Raw genomic sequence first — 19625 nt, forward strand, 5'->3', positions numbered from 1 at the left:
TTCTTCTTTTATAATCATTTTAAATTGTAATTAAGAAGTTCCCAATATGCTTGGTTTTCCTGTAGGTGTTTTTGTTGCTAATGGTCTTGAATGGTACTTTCATAAAGTCTGGTTACACGAATATCCAAGTCAATATCGTAATAGCCCATTTTTCACTCACATCGCTCATCATAAGCGCGCTCGCTTAAATGGTTTTCAAGATGAAGGTTATGCTGAATCGATGTTTAAAAATGCTGAAATTTATAATGAAAAAACAGCATTAATTGGATTAGCTGGAGCTGCTACAATTTTTTTACCTGTCGCTCCATTTTTTACAGCTGGGCTCTATTATGGTTTATGGAATTATTGGCGTGTACATTCAAAAGCACATTTAGATTCAGAATATGCAAAAAAACGTATTCCTTGGCACTATGATCATCACATGACAAGTAATCAAAATGCTAATTGGTGCGTTACTAAACCTTGGTTTGACTATATTATGGGAACTAGAGTCACTACCGAAGTCTCTCAAACTGAGACCAATCCACTTGGTATTAAATTACCAAAGTTTTTAGAAAAACCAATTAATTTTACTGCTAGACGTATACTCACCAAATCCTATGCCAAAATTGATTCAAATTCTGTCCAGGATCAATCTAATTTACGCAACGGAATAGAAGTCAGTTTGACCTAAATATATCAAAGTAAAAAAGCTGCGGACTCCAGCAGCTTTTTATATAAATCGAGAGTTAACAGCTTAAACTTTAAAAGGCTCAAAACAAGATACAAGAAAATCCATTACTACTCTTATTGCTGGACTATGCCGTAAATCTTCATGTGTAACTAACCAAATTTCAGCACTCATCGGATAATCATCTTGTAATCTAACTAAATTGCTAAGAGCGCCTAAAAAATCCGGTAAGACCGCTAACCCCACTTCTCCACATGCAGCTCTCCACTGCAACTCAGGATGGTTGGTCACCATAATCGGTTCTTTATGATTTAATCTTTCTTTTAGTTTTTGCTGTTTTTGACCATGTACTCCCCCTACTTCTACACTAATCCATTCATAATTTTCAGGAGCCGTTGAAGCCAAATAATTTGGACCTGCATATATTCCAAAAGGAATTTCACCTACTTTACGAGCTACTAAATTTTCATCTTTAGGACGGCCAAATCTTACCGCAATATCAGCCTCACTATGCTGTAAAGAAGCATAATGAACATCACCGAGCACACGCAATTTTAATTGAGGATAATGTCGGTAAAATCTGCCCAGATGAGGCATGATGAGATGTGCCGCAGTTAAAGGAGGCATACTGATAGAAACACTTCCCATCACTTCTTGCTGACCAGCCTGAGTTAAACGTTCAATAGAAAAAGTCTCTTCCATCATACGAGCTACCACTTGCGCAAGACGTTCACCATCAGGAGTTAGGATGTAGGTGCGTGGTCTACGATCAACTAATTTAAGTTTTAAATTTTGTTCTAGCTGGGCAATTCTTCTAGATACAGTTGCATGATCTACTCCCAATTTTCGGGCAGCCGCTGACAGTGACTTTTCTTCTGTAAAAACTGAAAAGTAATGTAAATTTTCCCAATCAATCATTGTGCAAATTTTCACATTAGAAGTGTATTAATATGGAATTGTACACCTTTATGTAATTGCCCAGAATAAAACCTTTCTTGATGGGAGCCTGTCCATGAACAGAACGGTGGCTTATGCCTATGCTGGTGTTGTCTTAACAATGTTTTTTTGGGGATCAGCATTTAATGCAATGTCTTATATCATTCAACATATGCCTCCGCTATCTGCTGCATCTGAACGGTTTTCAATTGCAAGCCTAGGCTTACTTCTGATCTTTTCAATAACAGGCCAATTAAGATGGGCAGCCTTAAGCCAAAATTTAGTTATCTATCTTGTGATTGGAGTAATTGGAATTGCAGGCTTCAACATAGGCTGTTTTTATGGCTTAAAAACGACATCTGCCGTGAACGGTGCTTTAATTATGGCAACTACCCCCTTAATGACTCTATTAATGACAATCATGCTAGATGGTGAAAAACTTAACACTAGTAAATTTTTAGGCGTTTTATTCGGTTTAAGTGGCGTGTTACTTGTGATTAGTCAGGGCCATATAACAACTTTACTTCACCTCAAAATAGACATTGGAGATCTATTTATATTATTGGGTGCATTTGGATTTTGTTTCGCAAATGTACTATCTCGTCGTTATGTAAAAAATGCTACTCCGCTAGAAACAACGACTTTTTCTATGATGTTTGGAGCAATAACACTTGGTTTGTTGAGTGTGATATTTGAAAATCCTCTTTCAGCCATTGCATCTGCACCCCTAAATGCACATTTAGCCATGGGATATGTTGTTATCTGCTCTACTATGATTGCTTATTTATTCTGGTTTAATGGCATACAAAAATTAGGTGCTGGCCGCGCTTCGGTATTTTTTAACTTTGTACCAGTGTTCAGTATGATCATTGCTTTGCTTGCTGGGCAAACCCTTAATATCTGGCAGTTAGTAGGAACCGCTTTAGTGATGCTTGGTGTAATGAGTAGCGGAGGTTTTTTAAAAATTAAAAGTACTCCACTTATGGCAAAACATTGTACAAAATAAGAAATATGCTGCTACATTAAAATCTACTATTAATATGTAGCAGCATTTTCAAATATAAAATACAAAATCACCTCCCGACAATCTCTTTAAGTTCCTATATTTTCGAAAATATTTTTTACATTTATAAAGTTTTATACAAAAGCTCATCTTAATTATTCCGTTGTAACAAATACTGTATGTTTCTTTAAAACTTAATAAAAGATTGCCATATATAGTTTTAAAACAACCAAAGGAGATATTAAAATGAAGCTGGATTTTACAACTATTGAAAAGCAAGCCAAATTGCTACAAGAAGAACAAGAAAAGATCGAGCAACGAGATCATGAATTTCAACTTGCTTTAGATAAACACCGGGAATCCCTGAAGAGTTTATTTAAAGATCTTTTCTCTGACCGAGAAGTTAAGACAGAAAATGGAGGCCACTTTTGTGTAAATTTTGGTGATTTCAAAATTTCTTTGTTGATTGAAACTGCTAAATTTGAAAATGGTGTTCCTGTAAAATTAAACTCCGTAAACCCTGTTATTATTAAATGCAAGAAAGATAAGCCCATTGCAAAAGCACAGTTTACTGATGCAACACAATATCTAGATAACCATTTAGAAACTCCAAATTATCAGTATTATTTTAAACAAGAAGATAAAACCCAACTCGTGCAATTTTCTGAACTTCCTACTTATTTCCAAATCGTTTTAGATGCAAACGCATAAAGTTGAGCCCTCTATAGAGGGCTTTTTTATATATTATTTTTCCATTATTTAACTTTTTAAAAAATAAAATTAATCAAATACATTTTCTATTTATCTATGAATTATTTAAACCACTTTTAGCTTTTACAGCCTCAGAAATTGTTTGATTATTTTTTAAATTACTTGTATATACATGTTTGTATTTGTTTGTACAAATACTGACTTAATAAAAATAGAGTGGACTCTTAAAGGACAAGGAGAGTGAAATGGACTCATCGGCTGAGAAACCAAATAGTAGTTTTATTGAAAACCGAAGTATTGACTTTATTCCAGAAAATGAAAGACATGGCGGAGTATTTGCTCAATTCACCCTCTGGTTTGGTGCTAATTTACAAATCACAGCCATTGTGACGGGTGCGCTAGCAGTTGTATTAGGCGGGGATGTATTTTGGTCTATTATTGGTTTATTCGTGGGACAATGTTTTGGTGCTGCCGTTATGGCACTACATGCTGCCCAAGGTCCTAAACTTGGCTTACCTCAAATGATTTCAAGCCGTGTGCAATTTGGGGTATATGGTGCTTGTATTCCAATCATACTTGTTTGCCTCATGTATATTGGCTTTACTGCAACTGGAGAGGTATTGGCTGGTAAAGCAATTGCACATCTCGCACATGTCAGCAATACAACTGGTATCTTAATTTACGCATGTTTAATCATTATATTTGCAACGATTGGATATCGTTTAATTCATTTGGTAGGCAAAGTAGCCAGTATTATTGGTTTGATCGCTTTTGTGATTATTTTGACTCAAATTTTAGCACTTTCTGATTTATCTGAACTCTTAGCAGTACGTCATTTTAGTTGGTCTTCATTTTTATTAGCAGTTTCACTTTCTGCTTCTTGGCAAATTTCTTTTGGGCCTTATGTTGCAGACTACTCCCGTTATCTTCCAACTAAAACATCTTCATCTCGTGTATTTTGGGCCGTTGGCTTAGGTTCTCTATTGGGTTCGCAAATTTCTATGAGCCTAGGTGTTTTGATTGCTCAGGTAGCAAACGGTAATTTTGTCGGAAATGAAGTTCAATATGTTGTGGGTATGAACCCAATTGCCCTCGTCGTGACCTTTTTATATTTTAGTATCGCTTTTGGCAAAGTTACTCTGACAACCTTAAATGCTTACGGTAGTTTTATGTGCATTGCTACGGTTTGGAATAGTTTCAAATCGACAAATCAAATTTCAAAAATAACAAGATTACTCATTGTCCTAGCTATGGTTGTGATTTCAACATTTATTGCAATTATAGGTGAACATACTTTTTTAAGCGCTTTTAAAGCATTTATTTTGTTTTTACTTACCTTCTTTATTCCATGGAGTGCTATTAATCTGGTTGATTACTACTTTATCTCTAAAGAAGAATGTGATGTAGATGCGCTCTATGATCCAAATGGCAAGTATGGCCGTTGGAATCGAATTGGTATCACCTGCTACTTTCTCGGTATTTTGATCCAACTACCCTTTATTGATAGTAAATTTTATACGGGACAAATTGCTGCAATGTTAGGAGGGATCGACTTATCATGGCTGGTAGGACTGATTTCTACAGCAGTGATTTATTATATTTTCGCCAAGAAAGCTCAACTTAAGTTTTCAAAGCAGTTAGTCATTGATCAAATCAAATAATTAAACTAGAGATAAGCTATCAACGTCACACACCTTGATAGCTTATTGATCTGATTTGACGACTATTCTTGTAATGCCTTAGCCTGTGCCGAAACAGGCAATCCAAATAACTTATCAAAGCTCCAATTAAATATAAAAGTATAGATAGGAATAATGATAATAAAGGCCACATCTAACCAAAAAGCAGCAATCAGAGAAATATCCATCCACCATGCAATAAGAGGAATCAAAAATAGGACTAAGGTAAGCTGGAAACCAATAGCATGTCCAACTCTACGTTTAACTGTACGAACATTACTGCTCTGCCTAGCCTCCCACTTCTCATATAAAATATTGTAGATAAAATTCCAAGTTACAGCGATGGTCGTAATCATGACAGAGAGTGGTCCTGTATGTTCAACACTATCACCTGCCAAAATCGCTAAACCTACTGATGAAATAATCATTCCGATGACTTCATAAGCAGAAACATAGACAATTCGACGCTTTACACCTTGCATAATAGGCAAACTCTAATTAATTCTTTATATTTTAATTTCAGTCAAAATCATATATAAAGTTAATAGCTTTCAGTTCTACTGATATCAAAATGAATTTTAACAGCGAAAATATTGAACTCTTTATTACTGTACTAGATACGGGATCTTTCTCTGCGGCTGCCCGTAAACTAAATCGAGTACCCTCAGCAGTCAGTATGGCGGTTGCTAATCTAGAAGCAGAATTGGGTTACACCTTATTTGAACGTACTCATCGCAAGGTCATTCCTACACCTACCGCATTAGCTTTGGAACCTCAAGCACGAATTATTTCTGAACAACTTAGACTATTTAGTACTCATGCCCATGAACTTTCTTTAGGACTAGAGAGTAAATTACGTATTGGTGTGGTCTCAGACGTAAATACAAAACTATTATTTTCTTCAATAAAGAAGTTAGCTGATAAATTCCCCTTACTAAATATAGAGGTTATTACTGCGCCTCAAGATGACATCCTTAATTTACTTTATAGGGAAGAAATTAGTCTTTGCTTAGCTGGTTCAGACCTCAATATAAAAATGCGTGAAAATCTGCAATTAGTAATGACTGAAACAGTCGTTGCCACTATCTCGTCTAGTCATCCTCTTCTACAAGAAAAAACAAAGCATTTTTCTATTGAAGAGTTAATCAATATTAGACAAATTGTAGTGGCGAGTAGCGACCATGAAATGATAGATTCCCGGTCAATTATTGGTGCTATGTACTGGAAAACGAATAGTCTACAAACAGCAATTAATATGGTTGAAGCAGGACTCGGTTGGGGAAATTTCCCGTTATCATTAGTACAAGAAAAAATTGCACAAGGTCATTTAGTTCTTTTAGATTTTAAAAATACTAAAAATCATTTACCTTTATCCATTTACTTAATTTGGCTTCAAGACCGCCCCTTATCTAAAGCGGCTCGAGAACTCATTCAGATTATTCAAGAAAACTTATAATTTCTTATACTGTAGCTCTCTGAGCACACATGATCTTTCTATAGTTTTATTTCTAATTATATACTTACTTTTAAAATTCAGATTATTGGTCTTTCCTATTTTCTCTATATTACAAAAAGCAAGAAGCCTACTTAAAAAAGCAGGCTTCTTACTGTATTTCAGGACTAAGCAATAGTTTTTTATTTTGGGAAAATACATTTGTACTTTATTAAAACCTAGCATTTTAGTCAAGAATAAATTCAATAAAATACAATCATTTGTATCGAGCGTGAAAGTAGTCACACTTTAAGTTTTGTATAGGAAACACATGAGAAAAAAGAAAGAAATTTCAATTAAAAAATTTCCAACTCTTCTACTAAAAAGTTCTAATTTTTTAATAAAATCAGATAAAGGTCTTAATTTTAAGGAGGCACAATTTGCTCCCTTATTTTTTGTATTTCCTCGTTAAAGCTTATGGTTTTTTCCCCATGCCCTAAACAAAATTAATTTCATAAATATTATCTTTATATTACTAGTTTTTTGAAAATTAATTAGAATTTTGGATTAACCTTACTCAAAAAATTAATCACTTTCACTAGATTTATTACAGTAACTATTAGACTGCAAAGAATAACCCTCATTAAAGTGATATAGAATTGACTATGATAAGAGTACATCATTCTATAAATAGGATTTTATAAAGTTGTACGTTTTCTAAAAATTTAGCGTAGATAAATATTTCTTAAATTAAGTTTATTTAAAATATTCTATAGTCGTTATTGAACAAATATTTATAAATTCTGTGTAAGACATAAATGTATAAATTATGTTTGTAAATTTTTTTGAAAAACCAATTTTGGTCATATTTTAAGCAATACTCAATCAACCTGAAGTTTGATTATTTTTCAAACAAAAGATGTTTTAAAAGAATTAACTATTCGAACTGATAATTAACTAAAACCCAATCACTATAAACTTCTGACAGGCATAAGTTCTAATTGATCGATAAATAACTAAGTTCACTTTACTCATGAAGTACTCATACGCTAGAATCACTCTCGCTCGTAATATTTAACCAAAATAACGCAATATTTTTTTGCTTCTTGTATGCGCCTAGTTTAGAAAATGACTTGTGTTTGATTAAAAAATTGATTAGTATTGCACGCACTGAAAGGCCTTGAGATTTAAAGCTTTTCTGACTTATAGGGCCTATAGCTCAGTTGGTTAGAGCAGCGGACTCATAATCCGTTGGTCCCGTGTTCAAGTCACGGTGGGCCCACCAAATACAAACCCCATAAACTAAAAAGTTTATGGGGTTTTTTAATGCTTATCTAAATAGAATTCGTTTTACCGTTATAAACAATATTCAAAATTTAATTATCAAAATGTAAATTTTATTTTATCTTAAAATTTTAACTGCTTTAAAATACGTTTTTTCTAAACTCAATACTTCTATTTCTTCTATTAAGCTAAGATCTTCTTCCACATAAGCTCTGTATGTTCTAATTGAGCATCCCAAAATTTTTCCCATAAATCACAATACTCTAAGCATAACTTTTCGATATAGTTATAATCTTCTTCCGTACAAGCTTGCATTAAGACATACCATAAGTCTTCTTCATGATCATCATCTGCGGCTTCGGCACTTTCATCTTCAGAAATACCATGTACATGATAATAACCACCACCTTCTACCTCTAAACCTACAGCTTTAGTCGCTTTACGTAACGGTGGGCTATAAAGAATCACCTCTTCTTCTGCGACTGCTAATAAGGCTGAAACAGCTTTATAGTCATCATAAGCATTTTCTAAAAACACTCTAACTTGATCTGCAATTTCAGTCGGCTGATAAGTCAGACGATCTTGTTCTGTAATACCAAAATCATTTAATACGTCTTCAAACAAAGGATAGTGGGCATATTCAGGATTTCCCTGATAATAACCATCTTTGTCTAAACCTGGACGAAATCCAAATTCATCAAAAATATTTAGGCTTAAAAGAAAACGGGGAAACATTTTCGCACCGGCATGCAATCTTGGCTCTAGTTGTTTAGTTTGAAATTGGGCCATGAGCAGTGCATCAGTAAAAGTTTGTACAATTGCATGGCGGTATTCTAAGTGTATTTTTTTTAAATTTTCTTTATTAATTTCTCCGTTATTTAAAATATCAATTGCAGGATGATGTGACACCGCATGTTTAGCAATTTTTTCTCTTAATTGGGTCAAAAAGTCTGAATTTTTTTCCCATAGTTCAGTAGAAATGCTTTGCTTCATCCCTGCGAGTGCTTTCTTTCTAGGATTATTAAAATTCTCAAATTTCTTAGGCATATCTACTCTCATTAAACTTATTGAAGCCTGATCGATTTTTACATATTTTATTATGAAAACAATGACTTAAATTAATATTTAAATATGTTCCTTTATCAATCCATATTAGAATTAAAATCGTACGAAATCAAATAGAAAATTAAAAAAAACTCATGCTAATGATAATCATTATCACAATATCAACTTGAATCCAATCCCTTTTTTTATTATGATCATTGATATTAAAATTTTAATTTTTCGATTAAGTTATAATTAGTTCTAACTATATGGAATAGTAATGTCAAAAAAAGAAGATATTATAAATACTGCTTTAAATTTATTTAATCAGATTGGCTACAATGCAACTGGTGTTGACCGTATTATTGCTGAATCTAATGTTGCAAAGATGACCTTTTATAAATATTTTCCTTCAAAAGAAAATTTAATTATGGAGTGTTTGCAACATAGAAACTTAAATATTCAAAATTCAATTAATGAACAATTAAATTTACGTCAAGATGCTAACCCGCTTGAGAAAATTCGTATTATTTTTAATTGGTATATTGAATGGATCAATAGCGAAACATTTAATGGTTGCTTATTTAAAAAAGCATTTATTGAAGTATCTAAACAATATACTTCAATTCGTGAACCATTTTATGAGTATACAAAGTGGTTAACTCATTTACTACAAAACCAGCTCACTCAATTAGGTATAGAAAACCCTACTCCCCTTACTCATATTATTATTTCTATTATTGATGGGATGATTATTGATGGAACAACAGATAAAAAACTAATTAACGCTGAAAAAATTTGGCAGTATATTGAGTTTTTAATTAATGAAGAAATACCTCAACAGGTTTCTTAATTTTAAAATTATCTAAGTTTATTATGTTTAAAGAAAAATAAAAAAGAACTTTTTAAATCTTCAAGCTTAGATAATCTTCATTTTTAATTGGCTACTTTAGCTTTCATAATTTTTCTAGGCTTTTTTACAAACTCATATTAGAATCCTGCAAATTTATCACCTTGCACTGATCTATGAAAAAATTTCTAGCTAACTCTATCTTTAAAGCTGCTGGTTGGACCTATAATGTAGATCCCAAAATTCTTGAAAAAAAACAAGTTATTATTGGATTTGAACATACCTCAAATCTAGATGCAGTGCTCTCTATTGCTCTCTTCCAAATTTTAGACATTAAGATTCATACTTTAATAAAGAAAGAACTTTTTAAGGGTCCTCTTAAACCATTTTTAGAAAAACTTGGTGGCATTCCCGTTGACCGCAAAGCGAGTAAAGATATTGTTTCTCAAATGGTTGAACAATTTCAAACTCATGAAACTTTTAACTTGGTGATTGCCCCTGAAGCTACTCGTGCGAAAGATGGCTCAGAACGTAAACCTATCCGTACAGGTTTTTGGCATATAGCAAAAGCAGCGAATGTTCCAATTGTGCTTATGTATGCCAACGCTCGAAGCAAACAAGGCGGGATTCTAGGCAAAATTTACCCAACAGACTTACAAAAAGATTTGGAAACGATTAAAGAGCTATATGCGCAATTTGACATAGATGTCAAAATTAACTAGATCAAATTGGATTTGATTCGGCCTGATCTCACTCATTAGGCCTTAAGGTTATTATTCTTATTCAATTGGCTAACAAAACGCAGGGCAACGGTTTTCAACAAAACCAAGCCTATGCTAATATTCCAGCACTTTTGCATTTTCTTTTTTTGGAGTTCACGTCCATGGCGGGTCATTCTAAATGGGCCAATATTAAGCATCGTAAAGCGAAACAAGATGCAAGTCGCGGTAAAGTTTTTACTAAATATATTCGTGAAATTGTGACTGCTGCCAAACTTGGTGGTGGAGATGCTGCTAGTAACCCTCGTTTGCGTGCAGTAGTTGAAAAAGCTCTTTCAGTTAATATGACACGTGACACCATCAACCGTGCAATCCAACGCGGTGCCGGTGGTGAAGATAATGATGATTTAAAAGAAGTAACTTACGAAGGTTATGGTGTTGGCGGTGTTGCTGTTCTTGTTGAGACAATGACAGATAACTTAAACCGTACAGTACCAGATGTACGTCACTGTTTTAGTAAAACAAATGGCAACCTAGGAACTGCGGGTTCTGTCGCTTATCTATTTACTAAACGTGGTGAAATTACTTTTGAAGATGTTTCTTTAGAAGACAAAATCATGGAAATTGCTTTAGAAGCTGGTGCTGAAGATATTGAAGTTTCAGAAGATGAAATTTTGGTAATCACTTCACCAGAAACTTTTGGTGAAGTTCAAGATGCTCTAACTGCTGCTGGTTTAAAATCTGACAACGCAGAAGTTGTGATGAGTCCATCAACTAAAGCTGAAATTACTGATGTCGACCAAGCAAAACAAATTCTAAAAATGATTGATATGTTTGAAGATCTTGATGATGTACAAAACGTTTATACAAACGTTGAATTCACAGATGAGGTTTTGGCTCAGCTTGATGCCTAATTCAAATAATTGACTTAAAAAACGCACCTAATGGTGCGTTTTTTTAAAGTTTATTGAGTAAGTTATAACAGTTAAAAACATTATATTTTTTAATCACAAAGCTCGAATGCAGCGCGACAACATTATCAATTTTTCCAATACGTCTTAATAAAATTTCACTGTAGTCATCCATGTTACGTGCTACAAGTTCTAAAATAAAATCGGCACTTTGCCCTGTCACAAGAAATGCATTGGTCACTTCTGGAATTGCTTCTATTTCAGAAAGAAACTTATCAAATGTTTCGGTGTCATGCTTACTCAACGAAACTTGCAATAAGATGTGTAAGGTAAATCCAAGTTTACTAAAATTAATTTCCCTTTTGAGCTGCCCCATAACATTGGCTTCAATCAGATGCTTAATCCGGCGATGCACAGAACTGACTGACAGATTGATCCGTTCTGAAAGTTCATTCAAATTTAAGTCTTCATGAGACAAAATTTCTAGAATTTGTTTATCAAAACGATCTAACTCCATTGTTATCTCCAGCCAGAATTTTACAGTGACGACAGTATACCCTATACAACTCACCTGCATTTAAAATACAAAGGTTTAAAAATAGCTAAAACGTTTAATTTTTTTACACATTTTATTGCAGACGTGCATTTTAACCGTGCAAATAATGGAGCATATGGCACATTTTAGAAAGTCAATTTCATGCTCTCATTTATTTTTTTCAATATAAGATTTTACTCGCCCCATTATTTAAACGTAAACCAATGATAATTATAGAAATTTGACTATTTTTCTAAATTCTTAAAGTTGGCATTATTATTGTTATGTATTTTCAGGAAAATTTTTTATCCATGTCGGGGAGTTCCTGTGAATAAGATCAAAATACTAGTGCTAGCAATGAGTTCTTTAGGTGTAATTACCGTGACAATGCCTGTGCATGCCGCTACAGATGCTGAAGTTAACGCCTTACGTGATGAAGTAAAGGAGTTAAAACAACTCGTCCAGAAACTATCTGATCAACAAAAAACAGCTTTGTCGGTTAGTGCTCCTGCAACAATTCCCGTCGTACCAGCTACACCTACACCTCCTATATCAAAACCAGGTTGGATGGCGATGGCCGATGGGCAAACCCAAGTTAAGCTTTATGGTAGTGTCCGCGCAGATGCAACCTATGACTTTAAAGGTTCAAATGGCAGCATTTCAAATGGCGCTAACTATCCATTAAATAAAGATGATCCGAAACAAGACTCACTAAATGTATCTGCTGCAACTTCAAGAATTGGTCTAGACATTACTCGACCTACTCAGTACGGAGATTTAACCGGAAAAATTGAAGCCGATTTCATGGGCGGAAATGGCGATAATGGTAATGGTACCTTCCGTGTTCGCCATGCCTATATGTCTTTAGGAAAATGGTTAGCTGGTCAAACAACCTCACCTTTTGTAAACACTGATACATCACCAGAAACAGTAGATTTTAATGGCGCTATTGGTACAGGTACTACACGTACAGTACAGGTTAGGTACACACAGCCAATTAATGCACAACAGAAAATATTAGTTGCCTTAGAAGGTGGTGATGTTGAAAAAGCTGGTAATGCTGCCGGTGGAAGCCGCTTTCCCGCTTTAACAGCACGATATGATTTCAAGACTACAGATAATAAAGGCCTATTACAGTTACATGGTCTTGCCCATGAAAACCGCGTAGCTCCAAAAGATAATACTTCTGAAGAAAAATTTGGTTGGGGTGTAGGGGTTGGGGGTAAATATGATTTAACGCCTCAAGATAGCTTGGTTGCTAATTACTATCATGTTAAAGGAGATGGCCGCTATTTACTTTATAGCAACTCAGCTTATGCCTATGACACAACAACTCAGGATATTAATTTAGGTGAATTTGATAGTGCCGTTATTGGCTATCAACGGAAATGGAGCCCTATCCTCCGCTCTACTTTTGCAATAGGCGGCATTCAATACAAAGATGATAGCGTCTATGCAAATAGCAATTTAACCAGCACTAGCTATAACAAAGAAATTTATAATGCCTTGGTCAATTTAATCTGGAATCCGGTTAAAAATATTGATTTAGGTGCAGAATATACATATGGCCAACGAGAAACTTTCGCAGGCGATAAGGGTGATTACTCTCGCGTCAATTTATTAGCAAAATATAGTTTCTAAAATTTGGATGTAAAAAAGAGCCTTTTAAAAGGCTCTTTTTTTATTAATGGTATTAATGCATGGCTTGAATTTTTTCTAAGAAGAGCTTAGCACGCTCGTGGCGAGCATCTAAATTATCAAAGAATTCATGCGTTGGACAGTCTTCTAAAATCTTGCCTTCATCCATAAAAATTAGACGGTTAGATACTCTTTTAGCAAAACCCATTTCATGTGTAACGCACATCATGGTCATGCCCTCATGCGCAAGTTGCACCATCACTTCAAGTACTTCCCCGACCATTTCTGGATCAAGTGCAGAAGTTGGTTCATCAAACAACATACAGATTGGGTCCATGGATAAGCCACGAGCAATCGCTACACGTTGCTGCTGACCACCAGACAATTGGCCCGGAAACTTATCTTTATGCGCAAGTAAACCTACACGCTCTAAATATTTCAGACCTTTTTCACGAGCATCGGCAACTGAACGCTTTAACACTTTAACTTGAGCAATGGTTAGATTTTCCAAAACAGTCATGTGCGGGAAAAGTTCAAAATGCTGGAACACCATTCCCACTCGTGAACGGAATTTAGCAAGATCCGTTTTTGGATCTTTCAGAGAAACTCCATCAACAATAATATCGCCTTGTTGAAATGGTTCTAACGCATTTACTGTTTTAATGAGTGTTGATTTTCCTGAACCAGACGGTCCGCAAACAACAACGACATCACCTTTTTCAATACTCGTCGTGCAATCTGTTAAAACCTGAAAATCACCATACCATTTAGAGATATGTTGGATGTCTATCATTGGCATTTAAAATCTCCAATTAGCGAATGATGGCAATTTTTTGCTGTAAGCGTTTGACTAATTGCGACAGCACAAACGAACTACAGAAGTAAACTACAGCGACGATTAAATAGAATGTTGCTTTCGTTTCAGGACCATATGTATTAGCCAATGTATCTGCACGACCTAAAAAGTCTGGTGCACTAATCACATAAACTAATGAGATATCCTGAAATAAAATAATTGTTTGAGTTAACAATACTGGGAGCATGTTACGAAAGGCTTGAGGTAAAACCACATAGCGCATTGATTGACCATAGGTAAAACCTAGCGCGTAGCCTGCATTGACCTGACCTCTTGAAATAGACTGAATTCCGGAACGTACAATTTCCGAGAAAAATGCAGCTTCAAAAATAGCAAAAGTCACAACACTTGAAAACAATGGCCCCCAATACGTATCAGATTGAAACTCAAATATTTTCGGTAACAAGAAGTAGAAAATAAAGATCACCTGAATCAGTGGAATACCACGAAACAGATCGACATAAAATTTTGCGAAATTACTTGCGATGGCATTGTTTGATAAACGCATCATTGCCAATGGAGTTCCGATTAGGATACCGCCCATCATCGCCAATACAGTCACGGTCAGGGTAAAAATGAAACCTTCTTTGAGTGCCGCGATCACGTCAGGGTTATGTAATAAAGAAAAATCCATAATTACTTCCCTCCTGAGCCTAAGCCAGGCACAGCCATTCGTTTCTCAATCCATGCCATGATAAATTTAATACTATAAGTAATAATTAAATAAACAGGTGTAGAGAGAATAAGAATAATGATGTCCTGAGAAGTTTCTTCCCGCATGGTTTTTGTATAAGCGAAGAAGTTCAAAACACTCAAAGCATATAAAACTGCCGAGTTCTTGAAAACGTTCATTGCTTCAGAAGTAATCGTTGGCCACACTGTACGATATGCAACAGGTAAAATGACATAACGATAGCTTTGTGCAGTGGTAAAACCCATTGCAGAAGCTGCAAACTTTTGCCCACGAGAAACAGTATTAATACCGGCACGTATGTGTTCAGATACACGCGCAGCGGTGTAGAGACCTAATGCAAAAACACCAATAACTGCAGGTTGCTGATTTAAAATATTTTTCCACCATCCACCTGCAACAACGTCCCCACTGCCTGCACTTAAGCTGTCTGGTAAAAATTCCGGAAAAACAAATGCCCAGAAGAATAGCTGCACAATAAGTGGAATATTACGGAAAATTTCAACGTAACAATTGCCAATAAATGCGAGAGGTTTGTTAGGTAATGTACGAATTACCCCTAGGAGAGAACCTAATAAAAATGCGATAAGAAAGGCTATAACAGCTGTCCAAACCATAGTAAAGACGCCTGAACCTAACATTTGTAACCATGTGGGCGCTTCAGCATGAGCATTGTAGTTTGTACTACCAATTGCTCTACAGACTGATTCTGCCCATGCGGCTTTATCGACACCATATTCATTAGACTCCGCACAGAATATAGTCCAGTTTAGCGAGCCGACTGACATGTTTGCCCCTTAAATGAATATCTTTAGGAAAATAGACCGCTTAAGCAAGTGAGTCTCACTTGCTTAAGTAAATTTAGGACAAAAAGATCTTGTTAGATCCCTGCATCTGTTGGGTGAGCTTTTAGTTTTTTATAAGATGAACTTTGTGGCATGTTCAAATTTGTATTTTTTGGTGGAATTGGCGATAAGAACCACTTCTTATATAAAGCGTCCATTTGACCAGTTTTCCATAAATTATTTACAGTACGGTCTGCAATCGCTTTAAATTTTGGATCATCTTTAGCAAGCATAATACCGTAAGGTTCAGATGAAAGTACCGGCCCTACAATTGCAAATGCCTTAGGTGTAGAAGACTTGGCAACCAAACCAGCTAAAATATTATCATCCATAACAAATGCAGCAGCACGGCCAGATGCCATCATGGCAAAAGAGTCTGCATGATCTTTACCATAAATATTTTGGACATTAATTGACTGACCCTTTTCATTCATCTTAATGTATTTATCAGATGTTGTGCCTTGAGTTGTTACAACTGCCTTGCCGTTTAAATCTGCCAAACTCTTAATGCCAGAGTTGGCTTTAACTGCCATACGTACTTCTGTTGCATAATAGTTAGTTGAGAAACCCACTTGTTCTTGGCGTTGCTTAGAGTTTGTGGTCGTACCACATTCCATATCGATATTACCTGCTAAAAGTTCAGGAATACGTGTTGATGAAGTTACTGCCTTGTATTCAACTTTTAGCCCAGGCATTTTCAACTCTTTTTTAATGTCATTTGCAAACTGGTTACAGATATCGACTGCATAACCTACTGGTTTACCTGCAACAACATATGAAATTGGGTCAGAAGATTCTCGGTGGCCAATAACGATTTTTCCGCTGCTTTTAATTTTAGCTAATGTATCTGCTGCCTGAATTTGAGAAGTAGCACCAACCGTACAAAGCATAAATGTTGAAATAATGAGAGAGGTTGCAGAACGTTTCATAAGAACTCCTTGATGATCATTCTCTCTATTTATCTATAGAATCATTCATATAGAGCAATAGAGTGATTTATTATTAAATTGCAATTATCGCGCCAACTTTTCCAAGTAGGACACATCCATTTGCTTCACTTATTTTATTCAGTCTGTTTTGCAGAGTTAATACCTTTAAAACTGCTAACATGTTTCTACTTTAATCTATGTTTTAATCTTCTGTCTATTATTAAGCTCATCTATTTACACTTAAATGTGGCAATTATTGATTACAATGTAAACACATGCACAATAAAGTGGCTTAACTTCAGCTAAAAACTGTTTTTAGAAAAATTGTATTTTGCAAAAAATTATAAAAATTAAAATTATTAAGTATTTAGAATAAGTTCGAATAATGAGCTAAATAAAGAAGTTGCAGGAGCAAAATAATATATGCAAATGGTTTAATAAAAATCATTTAGAAAATTGATAGTAATATTTAAGTTAATGACTGAACTTAGAAATATTACAAAAACGCCCTGAGAAAATCAGGGCATTTTATAAAGTTTAAATTCCTCGCCAATCTACACGTGCGTTTCTTTCGGTCTGATATATTCTTAAAACATATTGGCCTAGAGGTAAATCAAGCAAATATTTTTGATAGTTGCTCCATTCCTCAGAAACTTCTTCTGCTTCTTCACGCTCCCATGGCGTACCCTTCACCTCTAACAATGGTGCAAGCATCGAACACACAGAAATATCAGCAAGGCTTAAGCGATCACCCACCATGTAGCGTGCTTGATTTTCTATTAGATAGCGATTTAATTCATTTATGAGTTCGTCCATCTGCTCTTTGGACTGCCCCACCAACTCCTCTTCAAGTTTATAATTCTTCTTTACGAGTGTTTTGAGAAAAGGTTTCGATATTTTTTCAAACTGACGTAAATAGCCTTGTTCACCCATCATAATTTCTAAAGCATGGTCTCCTTGCGCCAACGTATGAGCTAGAGCCCAACGGCGCACATGTATACCAAGCTCATCAGCTAAACTATCAATTTTAAGAGTTTGTTGTCTAAGTTGCTCATCACGACGCAAAAGCGCGTGTTCTGGGTAGGTATCATCCAGATAAAGTGCAATCTTGGTTGATTCAGCAATCCATTGATGGTCATCTTTCAAAATTGGCAATAAATTTTGGCCTGTTTTGAGTTGTGCAAAAGCACGATGAAACCCTGGAATTAAGTTATGAGCCACATAATCAAGTTCTTTATGGTCTAACAACCAGCGAGCTTTTTCACAATAATGGGACAAAGGAAACTGATACAAAACCCGCATAAAATCTCCACGTTTATTTTTATTTGACTATTTGTACAAAAATGGTCGATGGTAAGTAGATACTTTAGAAGCTATTTTTATTTAAAACAATGGATATTGTGCTCATTTTTTGCTGACAGTTAGGTCTATTTTTTTATATCTTTTTTTACCGTACTTATTGCTCTTTTTCATATTAAAACTAGTTTTATTATCAATTTTTCACATAAAAACGATAATCTATTGATTTATAAACACTTTTAATATCTATATTTCTCCATTAAAAATCAAAAAAAATGCTTTGCACTTTATTTCATAAGCTGAGCATAAGTCCTCGTTTAGTGGAAAAATATTTCTTTTGTAAGGTAATGACAGCAATACAAGGTGTCATTATGTCTAATTCTCTATCTAAAACGACGGCATACGTCCAAATCATTCAAAATGATCAACAAGCCATTAATGCTGCTTATCAAGTGGCTGATTATGCTTTAGAGGGTCGTAATACACGTGATCAACAACGCTTACTACCGCATGAGCAAATCGAAAGCTTTAGCCAAAAAGGCTTAGGCGGAATTCGAATTTCGAAAAAATATGGCGGAGCTTTTGTTTCCAATAAAACACTCGCTCAAGTTTTCCGTATTTTAAGTAAAGGTGATGCGAACGTTGGTCAGATTCCACAAAATCAGATTAGCCTTTTAAACCTGATCGAAATTATGGGCACAGAACAACAAAAACAATTTATCTTTTCAGAAATATTGGCAGGCAAACGTCTTGCTAACGGTGGACCAGAACGTAATACACATGACTCAAAAACATTAAAAACCACACTTACCATTGAAAATGGCAAATATATTTTAAACGGCGAAAAGTTTTATTCAACAGGTACAAGTTTTGCGCATTGGCTCGCAATTAAAGCGGTCCATCCTGAAGGTCATGTGGTTTTAGTCATTGTGAATCGAGAGACTCAAGGTATTGAAGTCATTAATGACTGGAATGGATTTGGTCAGCGTACTACAGCGAGTGGTACAGTTAAATTAAATCAAGTTGAAGTTAATCCAGAACTCATTTTTGATGAACGCTTATTAACTAAAACCCCTACTTATCGCGGTGCTTATTCTCAGTTATTACAAGTTGCCATTGATGTGGGGATTGCAGAAGCTGCATTTGACGATACTTTATCGACTATTCATAAAGCACGCCCAATTATTGATGCAAATGTTGAAAAAGCCAGCTTTGAACATTACACCCTGCAAGAAGTAGGTAAGTTAAATATTTTGCTCGATGCTGCAATTTTACTGCTTGATGAAGCTGCTGAATATTTAGATGAACTCGACCAACTTCAAACTGTGACTGACGAACAGGTAGCAAAAGCTTCGATCTTGGTTGCAGAAGCAAAAGTCTATGCCAATGATGCTGCTCTACAAATCTCTGAAAAATTGCTGGAACTAGGCGGTAGCCGTTCAAGTTTAAGCCAACACAATTTAGATCAACATTGGCGAAATGCCCGTGTACATACCTTACACGACCCCGTTCGTTGGAAATTACATGCCATTGGCAATTATTACCTTAATGGTCATTTCCCTGCCCGCCATGCCTGGATTTAAGGAGAAATTG

General features: G+C 35.1%; 19 protein-coding genes and 1 tRNA gene. 11 read left to right on the forward strand and 9 right to left on the reverse strand.

What is annotated here, in order from left to right:
- Positions 1-46: 46 nt before the first annotated feature.
- Entirely contained in the window at positions 47-673 is a 627-nt protein-coding gene (locus MJX77_RS16335; RefSeq protein ID WP_252059679.1) for a sterol desaturase family protein, read from the forward strand.
- Positions 674-736: 63 nt separating this feature from the next.
- Here the strand turns inward: MJX77_RS16335 and MJX77_RS16340 are convergent, their stop codons facing one another.
- Positions 737-1588: a LysR family transcriptional regulator gene (locus MJX77_RS16340; RefSeq protein ID WP_252059681.1), complete on the reverse strand. Its 852-nt coding sequence runs from the start codon at positions 1586-1588 to the stop codon at positions 737-739.
- 94 nt (positions 1589-1682) lie between these two features.
- Here MJX77_RS16340 and MJX77_RS16345 point away from each other — a divergent pair, with 94 nt between their 5' ends.
- The 3 genes from MJX77_RS16345 to MJX77_RS16355 all read left to right on the forward strand — a co-directional run bounded on the left by MJX77_RS16345 (position 1683) and on the right by MJX77_RS16355 (position 4981).
- On the forward strand, positions 1683-2612 hold the full coding sequence (locus MJX77_RS16345; protein ID WP_252059682.1) for a DMT family transporter: 930 nt from the start codon (positions 1683-1685) through the stop codon (positions 2610-2612).
- Between the two features lie 243 nt (positions 2613-2855).
- Complete coding sequence (locus MJX77_RS16350; RefSeq protein ID WP_005304574.1) at positions 2856-3320, forward strand: hypothetical protein; 465 nt, start codon at positions 2856-2858, stop codon at positions 3318-3320.
- A 245-nt stretch (positions 3321-3565) separates the two neighbouring features.
- The gene (locus MJX77_RS16355; RefSeq protein ID WP_151768705.1) at positions 3566-4981 is read left to right on the forward strand and encodes a purine-cytosine permease family protein; all 1416 of its coding nucleotides are present in this window, start codon (positions 3566-3568) and stop codon (positions 4979-4981) included.
- Positions 4982-5043: 62 nt separating this feature from the next.
- Here MJX77_RS16355 and MJX77_RS16360 read toward each other — a convergent pair whose 3' ends face one another.
- Positions 5044-5481 (reverse strand): PACE efflux transporter, encoded by a 438-nt coding sequence (locus MJX77_RS16360; RefSeq protein ID WP_151987916.1) that lies wholly within the window; start codon positions 5479-5481, stop codon positions 5044-5046.
- Between the two features lie 89 nt (positions 5482-5570).
- Here MJX77_RS16360 and MJX77_RS16365 point away from each other — a divergent pair, with 89 nt between their 5' ends.
- Both MJX77_RS16365 and MJX77_RS16370 read left to right on the forward strand, forming a co-directional pair.
- Complete coding sequence (locus tag MJX77_RS16365; RefSeq protein ID WP_252059684.1) at positions 5571-6455, forward strand: LysR family transcriptional regulator; 885 nt, start codon at positions 5571-5573, stop codon at positions 6453-6455.
- 1184 nt (positions 6456-7639) lie between these two features.
- Positions 7640-7716 (forward strand) — tRNA-Ile (locus MJX77_RS16370).
- Between the two features lie 182 nt (positions 7717-7898).
- Here the strand turns inward: MJX77_RS16370 and MJX77_RS16375 are convergent.
- Positions 7899-8762, reverse strand: coding sequence for a heme oxygenase-like domain-containing protein (locus MJX77_RS16375; RefSeq protein ID WP_252059686.1), 864 nt, complete (start codon positions 8760-8762; stop codon positions 7899-7901).
- 277 nt (positions 8763-9039) lie between these two features.
- Between MJX77_RS16375 and MJX77_RS16380 the strand changes: the two genes are divergently transcribed.
- The 3 genes from MJX77_RS16380 (at position 9040) to MJX77_RS16390 (ending at position 11242) form a co-directional block, all read left to right on the forward strand.
- The gene (locus tag MJX77_RS16380; RefSeq protein ID WP_252059688.1) at positions 9040-9612 is read left to right on the forward strand and encodes a TetR/AcrR family transcriptional regulator; all 573 of its coding nucleotides are present in this window, start codon (positions 9040-9042) and stop codon (positions 9610-9612) included.
- Between the two features lie 173 nt (positions 9613-9785).
- Positions 9786-10331, forward strand: a complete 546-nt coding sequence (locus tag MJX77_RS16385; RefSeq protein ID WP_151767964.1) for a 1-acyl-sn-glycerol-3-phosphate acyltransferase — start codon at positions 9786-9788, stop codon at positions 10329-10331.
- 161 nt (positions 10332-10492) lie between these two features.
- The gene (locus MJX77_RS16390) at positions 10493-11242 is read left to right on the forward strand and encodes a YebC/PmpR family DNA-binding transcriptional regulator (protein WP_005304550.1); all 750 of its coding nucleotides are present in this window, start codon (positions 10493-10495) and stop codon (positions 11240-11242) included.
- Between the two features lie 43 nt (positions 11243-11285).
- Here MJX77_RS16390 and MJX77_RS16395 read toward each other — a convergent pair whose 3' ends face one another.
- Positions 11286-11756, reverse strand: a complete 471-nt coding sequence (locus MJX77_RS16395; protein WP_004642558.1) for an Lrp/AsnC family transcriptional regulator — start codon at positions 11754-11756, stop codon at positions 11286-11288.
- Between the two features lie 345 nt (positions 11757-12101).
- On the opposite strand from MJX77_RS16395, the gene MJX77_RS16400 reads away from it, so the two are divergent.
- On the forward strand, positions 12102-13415 hold the full coding sequence (locus tag MJX77_RS16400; RefSeq protein ID WP_252059690.1) for a DcaP family trimeric outer membrane transporter: 1314 nt from the start codon (positions 12102-12104) through the stop codon (positions 13413-13415).
- Between the two features lie 52 nt (positions 13416-13467).
- Here the strand turns inward: MJX77_RS16400 and MJX77_RS16405 are convergent, their stop codons facing one another.
- The 5 genes from MJX77_RS16405 to MJX77_RS16425 form a co-directional block, all read right to left on the reverse strand.
- Positions 13468-14211: an amino acid ABC transporter ATP-binding protein gene (locus tag MJX77_RS16405; RefSeq protein WP_004792844.1), complete on the reverse strand. Its 744-nt coding sequence runs from the start codon at positions 14209-14211 to the stop codon at positions 13468-13470.
- A 13-nt stretch (positions 14212-14224) separates the two neighbouring features.
- Positions 14225-14902, reverse strand: coding sequence for an amino acid ABC transporter permease (locus MJX77_RS16410; RefSeq protein WP_005304545.1), 678 nt, complete (start codon positions 14900-14902; stop codon positions 14225-14227).
- Between the two features lie 2 nt (positions 14903-14904).
- Positions 14905-15747 carry an amino acid ABC transporter permease gene (locus MJX77_RS16415; RefSeq protein WP_252059692.1) on the reverse strand — a complete coding sequence of 281 codons (843 nt, stop codon included), beginning with the start codon at positions 15745-15747 and terminating at the stop codon, positions 14905-14907.
- 92 nt (positions 15748-15839) lie between these two features.
- Positions 15840-16733, reverse strand: coding sequence for an amino acid ABC transporter substrate-binding protein (locus MJX77_RS16420; protein WP_005304540.1), 894 nt, complete (start codon positions 16731-16733; stop codon positions 15840-15842).
- Between the two features lie 537 nt (positions 16734-17270).
- Positions 17271-18035, reverse strand: a complete 765-nt coding sequence (locus MJX77_RS16425) for a glutathione S-transferase family protein (RefSeq protein ID WP_049836482.1) — start codon at positions 18033-18035, stop codon at positions 17271-17273.
- A 344-nt stretch (positions 18036-18379) separates the two neighbouring features.
- Between MJX77_RS16425 and MJX77_RS16430 the strand changes: the two genes are divergently transcribed.
- Positions 18380-19615, forward strand: coding sequence for an SfnB family sulfur acquisition oxidoreductase (locus MJX77_RS16430; protein ID WP_199987320.1), 1236 nt, complete (start codon positions 18380-18382; stop codon positions 19613-19615).
- The last annotated feature ends 10 nt before the right edge of the window (positions 19616-19625 follow it).

The organism is Acinetobacter sp. AHP123 (assembly GCF_023757925.1).
GTDB classification, from domain to species: domain Bacteria; phylum Pseudomonadota; class Gammaproteobacteria; order Pseudomonadales; family Moraxellaceae; genus Acinetobacter; species Acinetobacter oleivorans.